At 36.7% G+C, this 23,198-nt stretch carries 18 protein-coding genes and 1 riboswitch; of the genes, 8 read left to right on the top strand and 10 right to left on the bottom strand.

Annotation, left to right across the window (positions count from 1 at the left end; translation table 11 throughout):
- Window positions 1-82: 82 nt before the first annotated feature.
- The 5 genes from PXC01_RS17010 to metK all read right to left on the bottom strand — a co-directional run bounded on the left by PXC01_RS17010 (window position 83) and on the right by metK (window position 7,394).
- The gene (locus PXC01_RS17010) at window positions 83-1,357 is read right to left on the bottom strand and encodes an O-acetylhomoserine aminocarboxypropyltransferase/cysteine synthase family protein (protein ID WP_144801964.1); all 1,275 of its coding nucleotides are present in this window, start codon (window positions 1,355-1,357) and stop codon (window positions 83-85) included.
- Window positions 1,358-1,473: 116 nt separating this feature from the next.
- A riboswitch (SAM riboswitch) is annotated at window positions 1,474-1,577 on the bottom strand.
- Between the two features lie 120 nt (window positions 1,578-1,697).
- Window positions 1,698-3,194 (bottom strand): rhomboid family intramembrane serine protease, encoded by a 1,497-nt coding sequence (locus PXC01_RS17005; RefSeq protein WP_276473484.1) that lies wholly within the window; start codon window positions 3,192-3,194, stop codon window positions 1,698-1,700.
- Window positions 3,195-3,301: 107 nt separating this feature from the next.
- Window positions 3,302-5,245: a CocE/NonD family hydrolase gene (locus tag PXC01_RS17000; RefSeq protein WP_276473483.1), complete on the bottom strand. Its 1,944-nt coding sequence runs from the start codon at window positions 5,243-5,245 to the stop codon at window positions 3,302-3,304.
- 351 nt (window positions 5,246-5,596) lie between these two features.
- The gene (locus tag PXC01_RS16995) at window positions 5,597-5,794 is read right to left on the bottom strand and encodes a hypothetical protein (protein WP_276473482.1); all 198 of its coding nucleotides are present in this window, start codon (window positions 5,792-5,794) and stop codon (window positions 5,597-5,599) included.
- A 343-nt stretch (window positions 5,795-6,137) separates the two neighbouring features.
- Entirely contained in the window at window positions 6,138-7,394 is a 1,257-nt protein-coding gene (gene metK, locus PXC01_RS16990; RefSeq protein WP_276473481.1) for a methionine adenosyltransferase, read from the bottom strand.
- 617 nt (window positions 7,395-8,011) lie between these two features.
- Here metK and PXC01_RS16985 point away from each other — a divergent pair.
- The 3 genes from PXC01_RS16985 to PXC01_RS16975 are packed head-to-tail and all read left to right on the top strand — an operon-like array spanning window position 8,012 to window position 10,213.
- Entirely contained in the window at window positions 8,012-8,626 is a 615-nt protein-coding gene (locus tag PXC01_RS16985) for a deoxynucleoside kinase (protein WP_276473480.1), read from the top strand.
- Between the two features lie 8 nt (window positions 8,627-8,634).
- Window positions 8,635-9,627 (top strand): aminodeoxychorismate synthase component I, encoded by a 993-nt coding sequence (locus tag PXC01_RS16980; RefSeq protein WP_276473479.1) that lies wholly within the window; start codon window positions 8,635-8,637, stop codon window positions 9,625-9,627.
- The gene (locus PXC01_RS16975) at window positions 9,611-10,213 is read left to right on the top strand and encodes an aminotransferase class IV (RefSeq protein ID WP_276473478.1); all 603 of its coding nucleotides are present in this window, start codon (window positions 9,611-9,613) and stop codon (window positions 10,211-10,213) included. The genes PXC01_RS16980 and PXC01_RS16975 overlap by 17 nt, the downstream gene beginning before the upstream one ends.
- A gap of 3 nt (window positions 10,214-10,216) precedes the next feature.
- Here the strand turns inward: PXC01_RS16975 and PXC01_RS16970 are convergent, their stop codons facing one another.
- Window positions 10,217-11,218 (bottom strand): App1 family protein, encoded by a 1,002-nt coding sequence (locus tag PXC01_RS16970; protein WP_276473477.1) that lies wholly within the window; start codon window positions 11,216-11,218, stop codon window positions 10,217-10,219.
- A gap of 233 nt (window positions 11,219-11,451) precedes the next feature.
- On the opposite strand from PXC01_RS16970, the gene PXC01_RS16965 reads away from it, so the two are divergent.
- Window positions 11,452-12,156, top strand: coding sequence for an energy transducer TonB (locus PXC01_RS16965; protein WP_276473476.1), 705 nt, complete (start codon window positions 11,452-11,454; stop codon window positions 12,154-12,156).
- Between the two features lie 61 nt (window positions 12,157-12,217).
- Here PXC01_RS16965 and PXC01_RS16960 read toward each other — a convergent pair whose 3' ends face one another.
- The 4 genes from PXC01_RS16960 to PXC01_RS16945 form a co-directional block, all read right to left on the bottom strand.
- Window positions 12,218-14,641, bottom strand: coding sequence for a sodium-translocating pyrophosphatase (locus PXC01_RS16960; protein WP_276473475.1), 2,424 nt, complete (start codon window positions 14,639-14,641; stop codon window positions 12,218-12,220).
- A 105-nt stretch (window positions 14,642-14,746) separates the two neighbouring features.
- The gene (locus tag PXC01_RS16955; protein WP_276473474.1) at window positions 14,747-15,274 is read right to left on the bottom strand and encodes an inorganic diphosphatase; all 528 of its coding nucleotides are present in this window, start codon (window positions 15,272-15,274) and stop codon (window positions 14,747-14,749) included.
- Between the two features lie 73 nt (window positions 15,275-15,347).
- Window positions 15,348-17,849: a DUF5686 family protein gene (locus tag PXC01_RS16950; RefSeq protein ID WP_276473473.1), complete on the bottom strand. Its 2,502-nt coding sequence runs from the start codon at window positions 17,847-17,849 to the stop codon at window positions 15,348-15,350.
- Window positions 17,850-17,954: 105 nt separating this feature from the next.
- Complete coding sequence (locus tag PXC01_RS16945) at window positions 17,955-18,932, bottom strand: pyruvate dehydrogenase complex E1 component subunit beta (protein ID WP_276473472.1); 978 nt, start codon at window positions 18,930-18,932, stop codon at window positions 17,955-17,957.
- A gap of 173 nt (window positions 18,933-19,105) precedes the next feature.
- Between PXC01_RS16945 and PXC01_RS16940 the strand changes: the two genes are divergently transcribed.
- The 4 genes from PXC01_RS16940 (at window position 19,106) to PXC01_RS16925 (ending at window position 23,048) form a co-directional block, all read left to right on the top strand.
- Window positions 19,106-19,846, top strand: coding sequence for an electron transfer flavoprotein subunit beta/FixA family protein (locus tag PXC01_RS16940; protein ID WP_276473471.1), 741 nt, complete (start codon window positions 19,106-19,108; stop codon window positions 19,844-19,846).
- Window positions 19,847-19,886: 40 nt separating this feature from the next.
- The gene (locus PXC01_RS16935) at window positions 19,887-20,855 is read left to right on the top strand and encodes an electron transfer flavoprotein subunit alpha/FixB family protein (protein ID WP_276473470.1); all 969 of its coding nucleotides are present in this window, start codon (window positions 19,887-19,889) and stop codon (window positions 20,853-20,855) included.
- Between the two features lie 85 nt (window positions 20,856-20,940).
- Window positions 20,941-21,570 carry a bifunctional nuclease family protein gene (locus PXC01_RS16930; protein WP_276473469.1) on the top strand — a complete coding sequence of 210 codons (630 nt, stop codon included), beginning with the start codon at window positions 20,941-20,943 and terminating at the stop codon, window positions 21,568-21,570.
- Between the two features lie 17 nt (window positions 21,571-21,587).
- Window positions 21,588-23,048: a NupC/NupG family nucleoside CNT transporter gene (locus PXC01_RS16925; protein WP_420828596.1), complete on the top strand. Its 1,461-nt coding sequence runs from the start codon at window positions 21,588-21,590 to the stop codon at window positions 23,046-23,048.
- Window positions 23,049-23,198: the final 150 nt, after the last annotated feature.

The following is a 23,198-nucleotide window of genomic DNA, read 5'->3' as shown; positions in this document are numbered from 1 at the left end:
ACCAATATTCTTTTTTTCTTAAACCACCGATCACTTCGGCTACGCTCAGTGACCGGTGGCTTCAGCTTTTACCTTATCTAATTTAAAGACTGGCAAATGCCTGCTCTAAATCTGCTTTTAAATCTTCTATATCTTCAAGACCTACCGACAAACGAATTAAATCTTGCCCTACACCTGCACCTTCTTGCTGCTCTGCGGTTAATTGCTGGTGGGTAGTACTTGCCGGGTGAATGATCAATGATTTGGTGTCACCAATGTTGGCCAACAAAGAAAAGATCTTAGTGGCATCGGTAACCTTTTTAGCCGCTTCAAAACCGCCCTTGATACCAAAGGTAACCAATCCGCTTTGACCTTTTGGCAAGTATTCTTGCGCCAAGTCATAGTATTTATTGCTCTTTAATCCCGGGTAATTTACCCAAGCCACTTCTTCCCTTCCTTCTAACCAAGTAGCCAATTCCAATGCATTTGCACTGTGTTGCTTTATACGTACCGGCAAAGTCTCTAAACCTTGTATAATTTGGAAGGCGTTATACGGACTCAATGCCCCACCAAAATCACGTAAACCTTCCAGTATCAATTTAAAGGTAAATGCTGCCGCACCTAATGCCTCGCTATATACCAAACCGTGGTAACCTGCAGATGGTTCCGTAAATTCAGGGAATTTTCCGTTGGTCCAATCAAATGTACCGGCATCTATAATTGCCCCACCTAAGGACGTTCCTTGACCGCCAATATATTTTGTCAATGAATGAATGACCAAATTGGCACCGTGCTCAATAGGGTTTAACAATGAAGGAGTAGCTACCGTATTGTCTACTATAAAAGGTACTCCCGCTGCTTTAGACTCCTTTGAGATTCCTTTTAAATCCAACACATCCAATTTCGGATTCCCTAAAGACTCCACAAAGAAAGCCCTTGTATTATCCTGTACCGCTTTTCCAAAATTTTCAGGATCAGATGCATCTACAAAGGTGGTCGTGATTCCGAATCTTGGTAGTGTAACATTCAATAAATTAAAGGTACCACCGTATAAACTGCTGGATGCTACAATATGATCTCCCGCTTTTAACAAGGTCAATAAACCTGTAGAAATAGCAGCAGTACCAGATGCAAAGACCACAGCACCAACACCACCTTCAACAGCGGCTAATCTATCTTGTAAAATTTGATTGGTAGGATTGTTTAACCGTGTGTAAATAAACCCTAGTTCTTTAAGTGAAAATAAGTTTGCCGCATGATCGGTATCATTAAATACATACGATGATGTTTGATAAATAGGCACTGCCCTTGTACCTCCATTTGTAGTGGTGTCGTGACCTGCGTGTAATGCGTTTGTTGCTAATTTGTGATTACTCATGATTTTGTTGTTTTTAAAAATTATTTTAATAATTAAAAAGCCCAACTTAAACACATAAAAATGTGAGTAAGTAAAATCAAAAAGTTATAAGAAAGTAATATCGAGAAAATCGATTACTGTTATCCTTCCCCTAAGGGTAGAATGTAGCACCTTCTTTGTATGGAACAAAGGGTTGCTAAGGTTTCAAAGGGTCTAATCCCTCCACCTTTCTTGATAACTATTCAATACGTGTGTGAACTTTGAGCTACAAATATAAAGGCAGAAAAATTTAAAAACCTAGTATTTTATGAAAAATATATAATTCTTGGTCTTGTTGTTAGTTTTCTGAAAAAAATGTAAATTAATTATGTACCGCATTTTCCTTCAAAGTCTTTTTGTCCTTTAACACAAAAATTACCCCAATGATCAATCCACTTATCAATCCACCAATATGCGCTGCATTATCCAACGATTTAACCATACCAAACAATAAGCTTGATCCAATAACTAGACTTAAAAATATCCATACAAATTTTCTCATATAATCTGAAAAAATTTTAAATACTGCGAAAGCCAGCATTACACCGAACAAACCAAATATAGCACCCGAAGCACCAACACTTACAACATCCTCGTGCCTATATATACTTACTAAACTGGCAAAAATTCCACAAATAATATAAACCAAAATAAACTTCATGTAGCCAATTAATTTTTCTAAAAAAACTATACTAAAGACTAAACCGAGTAAATTTTGGAATAAATGAAAAACACCAATATGAATAAAATTTGATGATAATAAACGCCAGTATTCACCATTTAAAATTTCTTGTCTTCGATTTCCACCAATATCAAGTAACTCTTTAGTAGTTGGAGAAACAAAATCAAGACCTATAAATATCATAACCAAGAATATAATAATATTTAAAAGTATAAGGACAGCACCACCTTTGTACTCACCTATCGGATTCAAAAATTCAAGAAAATTTTTGAAATCATCATCCTTTAATGGTTTATTTCGCCTAAATCTATTTAACTCATTTTTGTCTATTTTCGGTAAAATAATCATAATCAAAATAATTAACGCTCCTATTAGAAAAGCAACTACCGTGTTCCTAAGTGAATTGTTATTTTTATTTTCAAACGCAACAATCTTAGGAGCTAAGAATATTTGATTATTCGCATTAACTCCAGGATATTCTTTTTCGACAGCATTTACAAAACCATCTCTTTCTTTGGAAATAGCTAATTTTTCAAAATAAGTAACCGCAGTGAAATTGTAGATTTTAAATTCCTTACTAGACCTATCCAAAAATTTTGAATACTCTAAATTCTTTCTTTGCTTGCTTAAATTATTATTAATAGTCCTTTTGTATTCAACACAATGCCAAATTGAAGTAGAACCTCTTAAAGGTGTAGCATAAAACAGATTAAAATTTAAACTTCCATTATACTTCCCTGTGGTCCTAACAGTTACATGGGAAAGACTGGCATTATCTTCAACATCAAATGAATTTATTTTAAAATACTTTCCTCCTTTAATTTTAGATATATCAGATACAGAATTTACTTCAATTAAATCATAAGATATTTGATCAACATATTCCTGACTAACTACCAAAGGTGCAGCTATTGCAGCAACCATGGCAAACTGATAACCAAAATAACCATCTCCGCCTTTTCCTCTAATTCGTAATAATCTAATCCTTTTTCTTAACCATATTAAAACGGATATCCATGGGAGAATAATAGGCATCCACAAATCAAGAATATCTTTTTTTAAGGGTAAAACACCTAATTTAATATCAAAAAGCCACCGAAATAAACAATACGAAATAACCGTTCCTAATGATAGCATTAGAAACGGAATATATATTTCTCGTAGTTTAGTTTTTGAAGAATTCAATATCTAATCATATAGAAACTAGTAAAAGAGTTAATTAGTCATTTTTAATAAATCCCAACTTACTCCAACACAGAAAACTCTATACTTGAATCTGTAAACACGGTATGTGTTTGGGTTTTAAAATCCGACTCATCTGCTTCAAAAATATTATCTACATAGGTCTGCGGATTTAAATCTATTAAAGGAAACCAAGTACTCTGTACTTGTACCTGTAATTTGTGCCCTTTTTTAATGGTATGAAATACATCTTGCAACTTAATGGTCACATCTGTTTTTTCATTTGGCACAAACGGTTCTGGGTTGGCAAAACTATTTCTAAAACGACCACGCAATACTTCGCTACGTACCATTAAATGATAATTGCTCATTTTCAAATGGTCTTGCATACCTTCATAAGCAGGTTCATCTGCTGGGTGCACGTCAATGATTTTTACAATCCAATCTGCAGCAGTACCCGTAGTAGCAACTTTTAACTTCGCCAAAATATCACCCGCCAAGGTCAAGTCTTCTTGCATTACGTCAGTTTCAAACACCAAGACATCACCACGGCGAGCTGCAAAACGCTGATCATCGGTCATATATTTTCTAGGTGTAAATACCGTTTTAATATCTTCTGAATACGGAACCGGCTTTTTAATATCACTGATAAACTTTACTTCTTCCACTTCTTTTGGCTCAAAAGTCAGTTCTTGATCTGGAGATAAATACATCTCCTTTTTCACGACACCTGCCGGCGGCCAGGCATCATAGGTTTTCCAATCTTTTCTACCTGTATCAAAAACGTAGGCTTCCGGCAAACCGCTATTCTTATCGCCATTACCTTTTAAGAAATGATCAAAGAATTTGGTTTCTATATGTTCTTGGAAAAATTCAGAAATTCCATCGCCAAAATAATAGTTGCCCACGGTATTCTGACCTTTTCTACGTGCCCATCCGCCGTGATCCCATGGTCCAAAAACCAAGGTATTGTAATTATCGGAATTATACTTTTCTATATTCTTATAGGTTTCTAACGGTCCGTATAAATCTTCCGCATCAAATTCGCCCGCAACTACCATAGTAGCCACTGTTGGCTTTACATCTTTTAAATGCTGGATCAAGCCCTTGCTCTGCCACATTTCATCATAATTTGGATGCTCTTTAAGTTCGTTCCAAAAATAATCATCGGTAACACCCTCATTTGCCATACGTGGGGTATCGGCTGTTTCGTATTCAAAAAATCGATCTAAGTTCTTTAACGGTCCTTCATCTAAAAAGAATTGATATTGATCTTCAGTTGGTAAATCAGGCAATGTATACCAAGCCGTATCTATAGGTTTATCTCCATCTGGTCTTGGTGTACCAAACAATGATGTAGCCCTAAAATAACTCAATAAATAGGCGCCATTATGGTGGAAATCATCAAAAAAGAAATCGGCAATACTTGCCTGTGGAGATGCTGCCTTTAATGCCGGATGCGCATCCACCACGGCATAGGTAGAATAAAAGCCAGGATAAGAAATTCCCCAAATACCTACATTACCGTTATTGTTTTCTACGTTATTGACCAACCACTCAATAGTATCATAGGTATCTGAACTTTCATCAATATCCTGCTCTGTTTTTTTGTTGGGATTATAGGCGCGCATATTTTCATAATGCCCTTCACTTAACCAACGGCCGCGCACATCTTGATAGACCACTATATAGCCGTCTTGCATCATATGAATGTTGGGTGCGATCTTTGTTTTAAAATTACCCGCTCCGTAAGGCTGAGAACTATACGGGGTTCTTTGCATTATAATTGGGTACTCTTTTGAAGTGTCTTTTGGCGAATAAACAGTGGTATGTAACGTAACACCGTCACGCATGGCAATATCCACTTCCTTTTTAGTGTAGTTATCCTCTACGTAGGTATCAGAAACCTCGGCATCGGCTACTTTTTGTGAAGTTTTTCTACAGGAAACAACAACTGTAGCTAGTAAAATGAACGTAAAGAATTGTTTGATGGTAAACTTAGGCATGTCTTAAAAATTTGAATTCTTAAAGCTAAGAAAGTTTACCCGATTTTTGAAGACTAAAAAATTTGTTTACCTATATAATTTTGACGTGTAACCAAACCTTGGTAGCCACTTACCAAGTTGCGGGATAATTCAAGAAATACATCAAAGTAAAAAAAAGAAGGTTACATGAAAAAGGCTTTATAAATGCCACCCTTAGATGGCATTTATGAAGCAATAAGGCACAAGATCATATCATGAACAACTTTCTAACAAGCATAAGTATGCCCGAGAAGAAATCACTTTTATATTCTTGAACAGTAGTTTCTTGGAGTAATTCTTTTTTCATTTAGTTAGTGTTTAGTGGCATGGAATTTAATCAGAAAAAGAAATTAATGCAACTGTTTTTTCAGATTTTTCCAAATCAATGTCTACACTGATTTTTAGGGTACGGTACCCATTCTTTGACGCATCAAGAACAACATATTCAGAGATAAGATCTGTATCTTTTGAGCAAGATTGTAATGCTAGGCAAGCCAAAATGGCTACAACAATTTTGTGATTTTTTGACATGGCAATAGTAGGTTAAGCTATTATTTAAATAGGTCTTTTAAAGATTCAACACTTCTAAACAGAATTAAAAACAAGCTGACTTTTGGGGCTTCAACCTGTACTATACGCTGTCCAAATTTTGTTTGTACTATAGTTATGTATTTCATCTTTTGTAGGTGGAGAGATTTGGGATTCTCTAATTATTACATTTCAAAAATATGTAATCTTTTTCCTACAAAATAGATTTTGTGGTCAAACTTATATTTTTTGTTGTCAAGCAGTGTTAATTGGCTTGTGTAAAAAAATGACAAATAAAAAAAGCTCCCTAAAAGGAGCTTTTTAATTACCGAAAATTAAGTATTATCTACAAACCAAACGCTGATTTAATAGCAACTACTTTATCTAATTTTTCCCAAGTAAACAATTCTACGTCTTTTTCAATACGACCATTGTAAGGCGATTCAAAAACCTTTGTTACCGTAGTGGGCTGTTTGCCCATATGGCCGTAAGCGGCCGTTTCCAAATAAATAGGATTTCTCAACTTCAATCTTTCTTCTATGGCAAAAGGTCTCATATCAAAAAGCTCAGCCACTTTTTTTGCAATTTCACCATCACTTAAATTCACTTTTGAGGTACCATAGGTATCAACAAAGATAGAGGTTGGCTCTACTACACCAATGGCATAACTTACCTGTACCAAAATTTCCGTAGCAACACCTGCAGCAACCAAATTTTTTGCCGCATGACGTGCCGCATATGCCGCACTACGGTCCACTTTACTTGGATCTTTACCACTAAAAGCACCACCACCGTGAGCTCCTTTACCTCCGTAGGTATCTACAATAATCTTACGGCCCGTTAAACCGGTGTCACCATGTGGTCCACCAATTACGAATTTACCTGTTGGGTTAATATGATATTTGATCTGATCATCGAACAATTTTTGGGTCTCTGCCGGCAATTGCGCCTTTACCCGTGGTATTAGAATTGAGATAATATCAGATTTGATTTTTGCCAACATCTTTTCATCATCGGCATCGAAAGCATCATGCTGTGTAGATACAACGATCGTATCAATACGTATAGGTTCGTTTGCATCAGAATATTCTAAAGTAACCTGCGCTTTAGCATCTGGCCTTAAATAAGAAATCTCTTTACCCTCTCTACGCAGTTCTGCCAGTGTATGCAAAATCTTGTGTGAAATATCTAACGCCAAAGGCATGTAATTTTCGGTCTCGCTGGTTGCATAGCCAAACATCATACCTTGATCACCAGCCCCTTGCTCTTCCTTTGCTCCACGGTCTACACCTTGGTTAATGTCTTGAGACTGCTCATGGATCAACGAAATAACTCCACAAGAATCTCCGCTAAACTGATATTCACCCTTGGTATAACCTATTTTATTGATGACTTCACGGGCAATGTTCTGTACATCTAAATAAGTATCACTTTTAACTTCTCCCGCCAAAACTACCTGACCGGTAGTTACCAAGGTCTCACAAGCAACTTTACTTTCTGGGTCAAAAGCAAGAAAATGATCTAATAAGGCGTCACTGATCTGATCCGCAACTTTATCCGGATGGCCTTCACTAACAGATTCTGATGTAAATAAATATGGCATAACAAACTTTTTATTCTATGGAGGGATTTGTATGAATGCCGAAAAGAAGTATGATGCGATAGGAATCTACATCAACTGCTTTAGCATTTTTTTCGCTTTATACCTTAAGGTTAAAACAGAGGTTGCAATCAGTCAAATCCCTCCTCTTTTTTTTTTAATTCAGATGCAAAAATAGAAAAAATGTTCTGTTCCGTATCTTAATATGGTGTTATTTATTGACCCAATTAAAAAATTTGATCATTTCTGCTGAGATATTTAATTGTTATCGATCTTTTAAGTGTAAAGTACTTTTAAGCCCAATTAGAAAAATACCGTTACAATCAAGAATATGGTTCATCTGCACTATCAAAAATTGAAACAGTATCATTAAACAACTTCACCTGTTTACCTTAAAATCCTAAACGACTATTTTCCATAAAAAAAATAGATATAAATTTTAGTATCAGAATCATCTGATCTATCAATTTAGCTTTACCCTTTATTAAGGAATAAACGAACGGAACAATTATTTTTACACCATACAACAAATATGTTTTTACTTCCTGTAGTTATCTTGTATCTTGTACCATCGAATCTTATTCGGTAATAAGAACACAACCATTAATCAATTTAATTCTATGCACATAGCAGTTGCCGGAAATATCGGTGCCGGGAAAACGACCCTAACCAGATTACTTGCAAAACATTATAAATGGGAACCTCATTTTGAAGACGTAGTAGAAAACCCCTATTTAGACGATTTCTACAACCAAATGGAACGTTGGAGTTTTAATCTACAAATTTATTTCTTAAACAGTAGATACAGACAAATTCTACAAATAAAAGAAAGCGGCAAAGAAATTATACAAGATAGAACCATCTATGAAGATGCCCATATTTTTGCTCCCAACTTACATGCTATGGGTTTAATGACCAATAGGGATTTTCAAAACTACGCTAGTTTGTTTGAATTGATGGAGACCCTGGTTGATCCACCTGATCTTCTTATCTACCTGCGTAGCTCTATACCTAACTTGGTAAAACAAATTCATAAGAGAGGCAGGGAATATGAAAATACGATTTCTATTGACTATCTAAGCCGATTGAACGAACGTTATGAGGCTTGGATACATGGTTATAATAAAGGCAATTTATTGATTATCGATGTCGATGATCTAGATTTTGTGGACAGCCCTGAAGATTTAGGAAGCATTCTCAATAAAATAGATGCCCAAATAAACGGTCTATTTTAAGTTCATTTTTGCAAAGCCCGATACTATTGGAAGATTTTGAACATAAAGTTACCCGCTTTCTTCAAGATGAAGTTCCCTTTTTATTTATCATAGATTTCGACAAAACAACGAAACAGGCATTTACGTTTGAAGAAGCGGAAAAACAAAACATCTATTTCAATATTAAAGGTATTGGTAACGATAAAACCCTTACCAAAAACACAGCCCAGGAAACCAATTTTGATTTAAACCCTACATTGGTTTCCAAAGAAATTTATGAGAAGGCATTTAAGACCGTTAAGCATGAACTAAATACAGGCAATAGCTTTTTACTCAACCTCACCTTTCCTACCGCACTTGATACCACTGTAGATTTAGATGATATTTACCAAAAAGCCTATGCACCTTATAAACTTTTATATAAAGACAAATTTGTAGTCTTTTCTCCCGAATGCTATTTAAAGGTGAAAGATGGAAACATTTTTTCGTATCCTATGAAAGGTACCATTAATAGTAATGTGCCCAATGCTGAAGAACTTCTACTTTCCAATAAAAAAGAATTATATGAGCATAATACCATTGTAGACCTTATACGAAACGATCTTTCTATGATTGCCAAAAAAGTAAGGGTCAACAAATTTAGGTTCGTAGATAAAATTAAGAAAGGCAATCAAGAGTTATTGCAGACCAGTACAGAAATACAAGGGGAATTACCCAAAAATTGGAAAAATGAATTCGCCTCCTTATTACTAAAGACACTGCCCGCAGGATCAATAAGCGGAGCTCCCAAGAAGAAAACTTTAGAAATCATTTCAAAGGCTGAAATTTCACCAAGAGGATTTTATACCGGAATATTCGGTGTATTTGATGGACAAAATATAGATAGTGCCGTAAGTATTAGATTTATTGAAAGAATAAACGGTAGTCTTATTTACAAAAGTGGCGGTGGAATTACCCACCTAAGCGAGCTTGAAGAAGAATACCAAGAACTTTTAGAAAAAATATATGTACCCACTATTTGAATCTGTCTGTATAGAAAATAGCCAAATTAAAAACGCGGACTATCACGAAGCTAGATTTAGAAGGTCTTATATACAACGGTATAAAACACATCCTACATATGGTCTATTCGACGGCATACACTTGACCAATTTAGATAACAACCTAAAATATAAATTACGTATTGGCTATAAACAAGATGGCACCCGATTCTCATTTTCAGAATATAAAAATAGTATACCCACGTCGCTTAAATTAGTAAGTGACGACACCATCTCGTATAACGTAAAAAGAAACAACCGTAAAAAACTGAACAATCTTTATAATACAAGAGGAGAATTTGATGATGTGCTAATTATTAAAAACGGCCTTGTTACGGATACTTCTTATGCCAACATTCTATTTTTAGATGGCAAGGTTATCATAACCCCATCTACACCTTTACTTGAAGGCACTTGCAGAGCTAGGCTATTGGATGAAAACAAAATTACAGAAACAAGAGTTTTAGAATCTGACTTGCCCGATTTTGATAGCTTTCAACTAGTAAATGCCCTAAATGATTTTGATAGTAACCGATGGGTACCGATTGCAAATATTAAACGCGAATAATACTTATATAAATCCGTTTTTCTTGGCATGCTCTATTGCCTCTTCGGTTTTATTGACCATTAAAAAAGGAATATCCTTAAAATCCGCAAACAGATTTTCTATTCTTGCCATACGTTTGGAATGATTTACACTTCTCAGGTAAATAGCTTTAATTCTACCAGGAAACAGTGTAGATATTTCTTGGTAGATATCGCCATCTTTTTCACCACTGTCCCCAATGAGAATAAAAGGTAAATCTGGATAGAACTTTAATAAATTACTGATCTCCTTTTGTTTTTGCGGCTTTTCGTCACTTTTATTTCTCATTTTAAAGCTCGCCATACTACGCAACAAAACCGGACCTTTTGGAAAATTATTGGTCTTTAAAAAGAGCTCAAGGTATCTGTACAAATTCCATGGACTATGACTAACATAGAATATAGGATTTGCTTCGTTACCTGTTTTACCTTGATGGAGCTTTGTGTAAAAATCAGATGCGCCTTCTAACTGCAAACGTTTTGTCGCCCTTTTAAACATGGTGTTTAAAATGACTTTCCACTTTAGGGACGACACCACGCCAGTGTGCAAAATAGTGTCATCAATATCACTGATGACTCCAAATTTTGCTTGCTCACATGGAATCAACATTTCACCCGGAAACCTATTCTGCAAAAGAATTTCCCTTTTCAGTTTGGTATTACCAAACGACAACTCAAATTTGACCCAACCTTCGTCATTTGCCAAATCTTGAAGCCCTTCAATTTTCTTATCAATTAAATAATAGCCATCACCATCGGTACTACCTTCAACGGTTTCACCGTTCGAAAAAGTTATTTTTAAAGGTGCGTTTTTTATTTCATCGGTTTCAAAACGTTTCCATGTATTTTTAATCAAATTAAAAAAACCTTTTTGATCCAAATCGATATTTTCGTCTTCAATAGCCCTACCCCTTACGTACAAACGATTGGCGCTGCCGTAGGACTGAAAATTAATAATCTGAAGTTTATCTTTCTTAAAAATACCCATGGCTTAAAATTACGGTCTTTCAACAACGTTTAAAATTTTTATTTTAAGAATTATCGAATTAATCGTTCATTATCATCCATTCGCCGCCTGCATTTTAGTGATAGTCAGTTTCACTCACTCAAAAGCAGCGTTAACTCATTACTCGTTTTATAACCTATAGTACTATCATAATTTTAGAGAAGCAAAAATGAACAATAACCCACTTGTGTACGCAAGTCTAAAATTTAAACATTATGAGACCAAAAAAAAATCCACAAAAAGACCTGAACAAAAAGAGCGGATTGTTCTTTGTTGTCGGACTACTATTAGTATTAGCTATGGTATATACTGCCTTAGAATGGAAATCATTTGACCCAATCCATGAGATTGACATAAGCATGAACGATGTTGACCCATCTATAGAAGAAGATGCCCCTATATTTCAATTAGAAGTTATACCACCGACAAAACCACCAGTTCTACCAACAGAGATAGAAATTATTGAAGATGATGATCCTATTGAAGAAACTGAAGTTATCGCCATTGAAATAACACCAGACACCGAAGATGTAGACATATCTGACTTTGAAGTTGAAGAAGTGCCTGAGGAAGTAAAAGTAAACTGGATTACCATTGAAGAAGTTCCTGTATTCCCTGGTTGTGAGAATGAAAAAGATAAAAGGGCCTGTTTTAATGATATGATGCAAAAACATATTCGCAAAAACTTTCGTTATCCAGAACTAGCCCAAGAAATGAATATTGAAGGTAGAGTAAATACAACGTTCATGATCAACAACGATGGTACTATTGGAGCTATTCAAAAAAGAGGTCCACATGATGTATTAGAAAAAGAAGCCGTAAGAATCTTATCAAAACTTCCAAAAATGACTCCTGGTAAACAGAGGGGTTCTGCAGTAAAAGTGTCCTTCGCTATTCCAATTACCTTTCAACTAGAATAGCTGTAAAAACAAAAAACCATCAGCTAAGCTGATGGTTTCTCATAATCTAATCGCAGAAACACTATTTATTGATCTCTACTTTTTCTATGGTTATTTCTGTAGCCGTACCCTTTTTCTCAACAGTAGCACTTTCAAAAGCATTTAATTGAGCTTCTACTTCTGCCTTAGTACCCTTATAAACTACTTTTTCTGTAACAGATTCACCATTAACTGTAGTAGCATAAGTAACAATAGCTTCCGCCAAATCTGTACGTTCTACATTCATTTCTATGGTTACCTCCTGTGGATTATTCACCATTGCTACACCTTCTTCTATATGCCCTCCTAATATTGGCGCAATTACCAATCCGATCAAACATGTAAGTTTAATCAAAATATTCATTGAAGGTCCAGATGTATCTTTAAACGGATCACCAACGGTATCTCCGGTTACGGCCGCCTTATGCGCTTCAGAACCTTTATATGTCATTTCCCCATTAATTTCAACACCTGCCTCAAATGATTTCTTGGCATTGTCCCAAGCACCACCGGCATTGTTCTGAAAGATTGCCCATAATACGCCAGATACCGTTACACCTGCCATATAACCACCTAACATTTCTGCGATAGCCAATTTGTTCATTCCAAAAAGTAATGGAACAAATGCTATGACCAATGGAAAACCTATAGTCAACAAACCTGGAAGCATCATCTCTTTCAATGAAGCCTGTGTGGATATTGCCACACATTTATCATATTCCGGTTTTCCCGTACCTTCCATAATACCTGGTATATCTTTAAACTGACGCCTCACCTCTTGCACCATTTCCATAGCTGCTTTACCAACCGCATTCATTGCCAAAGCGGAGAACACTACTGGCACCATGCCACCAACGAACAACATTGCCAATACAGGAGCCTTGAAAATGTTGATTCCGTCAATTCCAGTAAAGGTTACATAGGCGGCAAACAATGCCAAAGATGTTAGAGCGGCAGATGCAATGGCAAAACCTTTACCCGTAGCAGCAGTAGTATTACCAACTGAATCTAAAATATCTGTACGCTCCCTTACAATAGGTTCTTGCTCACTCATCTCCGCAATACCACCCGCATTGTCAGATATTGGCCCAAATGCGTCAATAGCCAATTGCATTGCCGTAGTAGACATCATTGCAGAAGCGGCCAAAGCCACACCGTAAAATCCTGCAAAGGCATATGATGCCCATATGGCACCCGCAAACAATAATACCGACGGGAAGGTAGAAATCATACCCGTTGCCAAACCTGCAATAATATTCGTTCCCGCACCCGTGCTTGACTGTTGAACGATTTTTAAGATGGGTGCCTTTCCCAACCCTGTATAATATTCCGTAACGGAAGAAATAACGGCACCTACTACCAAACCTACCAAAGTGGCATAGAAAACGCGCATTGATGATATTTCTACCAACCCTTCGCCAAAGAATTCCATTTTCATGGTTTCCGGTAACATCCACGTCACCAGACCAAAACAAGAAACAGCGACCAAAATGATGGATGTCCAGTTTCCTATATTCAAAGCACCCATTACCTGAGCTTCTTTAGCATCGTTACTTTTTATTTTCACCAACATAGTACCTATAATAGATATGATAATACCTACACCAGCAATTGCCATTGGCAATAAAATAGGACCAATACCTCCAAAAGCATCCGTAATACTACCGCCCATATCCTTTATCACATAATTACCTAAAACCATGGCCGCTAGAACCGTCGCTACATACGAACCGAACAAATCAGCGCCCATACCAGCAACATCACCTACGTTGTCACCTACATTGTCCGCAATAGTGGCCGGGTTACGGGGATCATCCTCTGGAATACCTGCCTCTACCTTCCCTACCAAATCAGCACCAACATCGGCAGCTTTGGTATAAATACCACCACCTACACGCGCAAAAAGTGCAATGGATTCCGCACCAAGCGAGAAACCCGCAAGTGTTTCAAGAACTACGGTCATATCCATGGTCGATGTCCAAACACCGCCCATAAAAAACTGAAAGAATATTATAAAAAATACGGTAAGCCCCAATACCGCCAAGCCTGCAACACCAAGCCCCATGACAGTACCGCCCCCAAAAGATATTTTTAAAGCATTAGGCAGACTAGTACGTGCCGCCTGCGTTGTTCTTACGTTTGTTTTTGTGGCTATTTTCATTCCTATATTTCCGGCATAGGCCGAAAAAATAGCTCCGAAAATAAATGCGACCACAATTAACATATGTGTTGTGGGTACTACAAAAGAAACAATAGCAAGCAGAACGCTGACTATTACAACAAATACAGCCAAAAGCTTGTGTTCTGCACTTAAGAAGGCCAAGGCACCTTCATAAATGTAATCCGATATTTCTTTCATTTTTCCATCTCCGGCATGTTGTTTCATTACCCAAGATCTTTTTACGCCCATGTAAACTAGGCCTAGTACTGCCATAAGAATTGGCATGTAAATCATCATTGACTCCATTTAATCTATTGTTAGTTGTTAGATCAACTAATGTAGTAAATTAGAATAGAATAAAAAAAGCCACTTTTTATTATTAAAAGTGGCTTAAATGATGTAAAATATTATTTATATCATAAAAGTGCGCTTCGCTTTGTGCTCACTATCGTCATATCTTTTTACACATTCGTGATAAATTTCTACCGCTTTCGCAGCATCGCTCCAACCGCCCGTATCTACTTTTTTCTCCTCTAAATCTTTATATACTTGAAAGAAATGCTCTATTTCTTTTAATCTATGCGGATTTAAATCACTTATATCATTGTTATTGCTCCAAATTGGATCAGAAACAGGTACGCAGATAATTTTTTCATCCGGTCCCTTTTCATCCGTCATGTGAAAAACACCAATTGGTTTTACTTCCATTACCGTCATTGGGTAAACAGGTTCTGTACCCATTACCAATACATCTAACGGATCTTTATCCAATGCTAAAGTTTCTGGAATGAATCCGTAATCACCAGGATACATCATTGAAGAAAATAACATACGATCAAAACGGATTTTATGTAAATCGAAGTCGTATTCGTACTTGTTTCTGCTTCCTTTCGGAATTTCTATTAAAACATCAAAGGTCAATCCTTTTGCTGCTGCCATATTTAAAGTTGTTTAAATTCTTAGTTTGTTATGAAACGTTACTTATTAGTTATAATTGTAAAAATTAATTGAATTAAAAGACAAATCCAAAAGTTCCCGTTACGCCGAACTTTCTGGCATCTGGATTATCCAGATAATTTCCCCTAAAATTAAAATCCAATCTAAAAACCTTAAAAATATTCCCTATTCCAAAGGAGTACTCGTAATATATTTGATCAGACGGTGCATTTAGCGGAGTGTTTATAGTTGCCGGAGCACTTAAAGCTATATTTTCATCAGACAAATCTCCCCATACACCACGTATTGCAACGATCTCCCTCAAATTATATTTTCTTAAAAAAGGAATTCTTGAGAAAAATCTACCGTTAAAATTATGCTGCAAATGTACGGCCGCATAGGTATCTGTTACAAATTCATAGAAATCTAAATTTGGAAATGTACCGTAATTGGAGAAAAAAGTCTGGTTACCAGGCACTACGCTTAATAGCCCTAACGGTACCTCACCAAATGTTTTACCCAATTCTACCGTACTTAACAACCTACCAAAACCACCTAGTTGCCAAGGTTGGCTATATGAAAATTGAAGCTTACTGTAATCAAAATCACTATTTAAAACCCCTTTTGTTCCCTTCGTATAATTTAGCAATATGGTACTATACGTATCATTGACATCTCTACGCTCCACACCAAAACCAATTGTTTTTTTACCTGGAGTATACAATACCAATGCATTAAAATCAAACTGGCGGATCTCTGAAGATACACCCGTAGGAGACTCAGGGTTTACATAGTCCAAACTAAATTCACTGGGCAAAGCAGAGCTCAATGTCCTAAAAGTTCCACCAACAGATAATTTTAAGTTGGTCAACGGTTCTATTTCAAAGTTCAGCGCACTTAGATTTATATTCGTAAGCCTATTATTTGCACCAACGGTCAATAAAGACGAAGATGCTATACTACGGCCCAAAACATCATTTGTAGCCGTTAAACTTACACCAAGCTGTTCAATATCTCTACGGTTTCCGCCCGATACTATAAATCTACTATTCTTGTCCAAAAGGATTTTACCGGCCAAACCATGTTTAAACTTATGGTCCTTAAAACCGTATGCCGTATAACCTTCTACGCGCCAAAGATCATTCTGACCATAATACGTTCTTGCCCCCAGCCTTATCCTTGCTCCTTCGGCGGTATTGTATCCAAAGAAGTCATATACAGAACCCAGGTCCAAATTCCACTTATCCACTTCTACATAACCAGAGCCCAAAATGCTAACAAAATTGTAATAGTTTTTAAATTTCGGTACTGTTTTCAGGGTATCGAGCAAGCTATATATGCCTTGCTCATCTTTATTCAAACTTTCCAGTCTATTCTTTTCCCAAAATGCATCGTCTTTTATAATCTGGGTAACATCTAAAGGATTTCTATCCTTTTTATATACTTCTTTTGGCCGTACTTTATTAAACTCATAGTTATCATAAACAGAGGTTCGTTTTCCATAGAGACCGCGAGATTCTTCCTTTTTATTAAAGCTGAAATCACTTAACATATAATCGCGCTTCAAAAGAAAAACAGAATCGTTCATTACCTCAAAATCTTGCTCAATGTAGACATCTTTGACCCAGTTGATATTGGCACTCTTGGTAACTTGTAAATTAATATTCTTGACCGCCCATGTAGAATCGTTCACCCAAAAATCTCCTTTAAAGGTCAGTTCATTTTTACGCCGCGGATAATAGACAATATTATAACACCACTTGTTATCTATGAAGGCACTGTCCCTAAGTGCATAATTATAGACATCTACCCCTGTTTTTGATAGCGGACTTGTAAAACTTTTATCGAAGAATTTTAGGTAATTGTTATAGACATCGTACTCTTGATACAAGTCTTGCACAAACGCTATGATAGCCTGGTTGTTTTCAAACCCAGAATTCTTATTTCCCAAAACCTCTTCTTTCTCTTCCGTTAACTTATTGTCCCCATAAATTTTGGAAAAAGTCTCGTTTAAGAAAATTGGCAAATATGTTTTACCCGTTATGCGTGAAGTATCCAAATCTTGGAAAACGAATTCCAGACCTTTAAAAACTTTACTTTTTATAAGTGAGCTATCTATAGTGTTTAAATCAAACTCTACCTTTTCATACTTGTCAAAAGCATATTGATCAAACTGACGAACACCGTTCTGACGCTTCTTTGCCCATATCTTACGAAGTATATCAACAGCAGGGTTGTTCTTTTTAGATTGTTTACCGGCTATTAGGACCACTTCATTCAACTGCTCCGCAGCCTCTACCATGGTTATTTTTAAATCATAAACCACTTTAGCATCTAGCTGAAGTTCATAATCCGTATAACCAATAAATGAAATGATAACCGTATCATAGTCATTTTCCGATTCTAGGTAAAACCTACCGTCGTCATTTGTAATGGTACCCTCAGTTGAATTTTTAAAGAATACATTGGCAAAAGAAACAGGATCTCCTTGCTCATCAATGACCATACCGCCTATTTTGGTCTGACCTTGAGCTATGAAAAAGCATAAACTTAAGAATGCAAATATTATGTCTCTCATTAAATAACGTCGTTCAATAAAATTCTTTTAATAAGTAGCATACCAATAAAAAAAGCTTCTCCAGACTTGGTCGGAGAAGCTAAGGTACTTTACAAATGTAAACTTTTATTTGTATAAAACTTTTTTAACAGCTTTGACAACATCAGTATAGTTTGGCAACCACTCTTCCAATAATACAGGAGAGTATGGTGCCGGAGTGTCCGCAGTGTTGATCTTAACAACAGGTGCATCTAAATAATCAAATGCATGTGCCTGTATATGATATGTAATCTCAGTAGCTACGTTACCAAACGGCCAAGCTTCTTCCAAAACTACCAAACGGTTCGTTTTTTTAACGGATTTTAAAATAGCTTCGTAATCCAAAGGCTTTACCGTACGTAAATCAATGATTTCACAGCTTATTCCTTCTTTTTCCAATTCATCGGCAGCTTTATCCGCCTCTTTTATAATCTTACCAAAAGAAACGATAGTAACATCTTTGCCTTCTCTACGAATATCCGCTACACCCAATGGAATAGTGTAATCACCTTCTGGCACTTCGCCTTTATCCCCGTACATTTGTTCAGACTCCATAAATATTACAGGGTCATTATCACGTATTGCCGCTTTTAACAAGCCTTTTGCATCTGCCGGATTAGAAGGCACGACCACTTTTAATCCCGGGCAGTTTGCGTACCAACTCTCAAAAGCTTGTGAGTGTGTTGCCGCCAATTGGCCTGCAGACGCCGTTGGACCTCTAAATACTATAGGACATGGAAATTGCCCACCGGACATTTGCCTGATCTTTGCCGCGTTATTTATAATCTGATCTATACCTACCAACGCAAAGTTGAAGGTCATGAATTCTATTATAGGTCTATTACCAGTCATAGTAGAACCAACACCTATACCTGCAAAACCAAGTTCAGATATTGGAGTATCAATGACTCTTTTAGGTCCAAACTCATCCAACATCCCTTTAGAAGCCTTATATGCGCCATTATATTCCGCTACTTCTTCACCCATTAAATAGATAGATTCATCCTTCCTCATTTCTTCGGACATGGCCTCGGCTATTGCTTGCCTAAATTGTAGTGTTTTCATGTATGGTTATTATTATTCTTTGTTATATGCTAGAAAGCAAGCAAAAATAGGAAATATAATATCAAAAAATAGAATGCAATATTTAAAAAAAGTTATAAAATTTACTATGCATGCATAGTAAATTCGGATTTTATTAGCTATCTTCGTCACCATTGATATAAAGTTTTTTAAACATGAAGATATTAGTTTGCATAAGTAATGTACCAGACACTACGTCTAAGATAAATTTCACAGATGGCGATACCAAATTTGACACTAACGGTGTACAGTTTGTAATTAACCCAAACGATGAATTTGGTTTAACAAGAGCTATGTGGTTTAAAGAAAAACAAGGTGCCACAGTGCATATTGCCACTGTTGGCGGACCAACCGTTGAGCCCACCATGCGTAAGGCACTTGCCATTGGCGCGGATGAGGCTTTCAGAATTAATACAGAACCTACGGATGGTTTTTCCGTTGCCCAACAATTAGCGGCCGTTGTTAAAGATGGTGGCTATGACCTAGTTATTGGCGGTAGAGAATCTATTGACTATAATGGAGGAATGGTTCCAGGAATTCTAGCTTCCTTGACCAATATGAATTTCATAAACTCTTGTATTAGTCTTGAAATTGACGGCACCAATGTAACCGCTGTTAGAGAAATTGATGGTGGAAAGGAAAAATTAAGCAGCTCCCTACCATTGGTAGTGGGTGGGCAAAAAGGCCTTGTTGAAGAAAGCGACCTCCGTATTCCTAACATGAGAGGTATTATGATGGCAAGAAAAAAGGCGCTTACTGTCGTTGAACCTGTGGATGCGACCAAGGCTACCGAAGATAAAAAATTCGACAAACCGGCTCCAAAAGGTCAAGTTAAACTTGCCGATAGCGTGGATCAATTGGTAGATCTTTTACATAACGAAGCCAAAGTCATTTAATAACAACCTATTTAATAGGTAATCATTAAAAACAAAAAAGATGTCAGTTTTAGTATATACAGAATCAGAACAAGGAAAATTTAAAAAGAATGCGTACGAGGTTGCCTCTTATGCCGCTGCAGTGGCCAAAATGATGGACACTACTGTTACAGCAATCGCTTTTAATAGCAGCGAAAACGAATCACTTGGCGATTATGGCGTTTCAAAAGTCATAAACGTAAAAGATGATGCACTAACAACTTTTAATGCCGGATCTTACGCTTCATCCATTGCCGAAGCCGTTAAGAGTACAGATGCCAAAGTGGTTATTTTAAGCTCTAGCACAGATACCAAGTATTTGGCACCATTGTTATCAGCTAAACTATCAGCAGGTTATGCACCTAACGTAGTTCAAGCTCCAGATAGTACATCGCCATTTACAGTAAAAAGGACCGCATTCAGTAATAAAGGTTTTGCCCATACTCAAATAGATACCGATATAAAAATAGTAGGTGTATCTAACAATGCTTTTGGCGCCCATGAAAACAAAACCGCTATTTCTGTTGAAGAAATAGGCGCTACTTCAGATACAGCCACAAACGATACCAAATCTGTTGAGATAGATAAAGTAGTTGGCAAGGCTACTATTGCCGATGCCGATATCGTTGTTTCTGCGGGAAGAGGAATGAAAGGCCCTGAAAATTGGGGAATGATCGAAGAATTAGCCGATGTTTTGGGTGCTGCGACCGCATGTTCCAAACCAGTATCCGACCTAGGATGGAGACCTCATGGAGAGCACGTAGGGCAAACAGGAAAACCCGTAGCCAGTAACCTTTATATAGCCATTGGTATTTCTGGGGCAATTCAACACCTAGCAGGTGTAAGTGCTTCTAAAACCAAAGTAGTCATCAATAATGACCCTGAAGCGCCTTTCTTTAAAGCCGCAGATTATGGAATAGTTGGTGATGCCTTTGAAGTAGTTCCTCAATTGATTGAAAAATTAAAGGATTTTAAAGCACAAAACGGTTAATTTTTTGTTATTTTGTGCCCCTTAAAGGGCTGTTTGAATAGTTGGAGCCCCAAGTATTCTAACAGCCTTTTTTAGTTAAAAACCTATGAGTCTAGTACGATTAAAAATAAAAGGGATCTCCTATAGTCAAACTCAAAACGGTGCATACGCACTTATTTTGAACGAGGTTGAAGGTGATAGAAAGTTACCTATTGTCATTGGCGCTTTTGAAGCTCAGTCTATTGCAATTGCTTTAGAGAAAGAGATCAAGCCACCAAGACCACTTACACATGACCTTTTTAAAAATTTCTCTGACAGGTTTGATATTGTTATCAAACAGGTGATTATTCATAAATTGGTAGATGGTGTATTTTACTCCAGCATTATTTGCGAAAGAGATGGCATAGAAGAAATTATAGACGCAAGAACCAGTGATGCCATTGCTTTGGCGTTACGTTTCAACGCTCCCATTTTTACTTATAAAACAATATTGGACAAAGCTGGTATTTTCTTAAAGTTCTCTTCTAAAGAGAAGGATCAAAAAGATAATGACGACAGCATTATGGTCGATGAGATTTTGCAAGAAGGGGAAACTATAGAAATAGAATCTGGTGCAACTGACGGTTTCACAGAGCTTACTATAGATGAATTAGAAGCAGAATTAAAAAAAGCGGTCACCAACGAAGACTACGAAAAGGCGGCAAAATTGAGAGATGAAATCTCTAAACGCAACTAAATCTTAAATTACAGTTTATGAAAAAGGGCAAATGGTTGCTATTTTTTGCACTAATTCTTACCTCACTTACTTTTGCTCAAGATGTAGACGTAAATATTCCTTTAGAAAACACGACCGATACTACTTTGGTTGAAGATGTAGCTACCGAAGGGGTTATGGGTATGGAAGTCAGTGAAGGATTTTCCATCAACAGCCTTGGTAGAGGTATTCTTGGTATGGCGGTCTTGTTACTTTTGGCATTTTTATTCAGCTCTAATCGAAAAGCCATTAACTGGAAAACTGTAGGTATTGGCCTGGCACTACAATTGGTAATTGCCATAGGTGTTCTTAAAATTCCTTTTGTACAATTGGTTTTTGAACAAATTGGGAAAATTTTTGTCAGTATTTTAGAGTTTACAAGAGCAGGTAGTAAGTTTCTTTTTGAAGGACTAGTTGTCGATACTGGTACCTTTGGTTATATATTCGCCTTTCAAGTATTGCCAACGATTATATTTTTCTCAGCCCTGACTTCTTTATTATTTTACCTAGGATTAATTCAAAAAGTGGTAAAGTGGCTTGCTTGGGCACTTTCTAAAACATTGGGTATTTCAGGCCCCGAAAGTCTTTCTGTTGCCGGAAACATATTTCTTGGACAAACAGAAGCTCCTCTTTTAATTAAAGCATACCTGGAAAAAATGACCAAATCAGAAATTCTTTTGGTCATGATCGGCGGTATGGCCACGGTTGCCGGTGCAGTACTGGCAGCGTACATTGGTTTTTTGGGCGGTGAAGATGAATTACTACAATTAATTTTTGCCAAACACCTTTTAGCTGCAAGTGTAATGGCCGCGCCCGGTGCAATCGTTATATCCAAAATTTTATATCCACAGACAGAAGAAGTCAATAGCGATGTTCACGTTTCTTCCGAAAAAATTGGCGCCAACGTACTAGATGCTATTGCAAACGGAACTACAGAAGGCTTAAAACTAGCCGTAAACGTTGGTGCAATGCTATTGGTTTTCGTGGCAATTATAGCCATGGTGAACGGAATTTTAGAGTGGACAGGAGACTTGACCCACTTAAATAGTTGGATAGCCGAAAATACATCTTATTCCAAATTTTCACTTGAAGCAATTTTAGGAACCGTGTTTGCGCCATTAATGTGGTTAATTGGCGTAGCCAACGAAGATATTATGCTAATGGGACAATTGCTGGGTATTAAATTAGTTGCAAGTGAATTTGTGGGCTACATTCAATTGGCAGAACTTAAAGATTTAAGTACCATACCACATTTAAAGTTTAACAAGTCTGTGATTATGGCTACCTATATGTTATGCGGTTTTGCAAACTTTGCCTCAATAGGTATCCAGATCGGTGGTATTGGATCTCTTGCCCCCAGTCAAAGAAAAACGTTATCTGAATTTGGAATGAAAGCAGTCTTAGGCGGCTCATTAGCTTCATTGCTTTCTGCAACCATAGCAGGTATGATTTTAGGTTAAAAAGCCCCGTAGCCCCCAAAAGGGAAACACTTATTATTTCGTTGATAATTATTGATAACTGATAAGTTAATCTTACGTTCAAAATATCATCTTTCTTTATTTTTGAAGGAACAAAAATCATTACTCCGTACCGGTTTTAACCATAAGACT

It is taken from the genome of Maribacter huludaoensis, from assembly GCF_029350945.1.
Lineage (GTDB): Bacteria > Bacteroidota > Bacteroidia > Flavobacteriales > Flavobacteriaceae > Maribacter > Maribacter huludaoensis.
The sequence above is the reverse complement of the archived record's forward strand: the minus strand, read 5'-3'. Positions and strand labels throughout refer to the sequence as shown.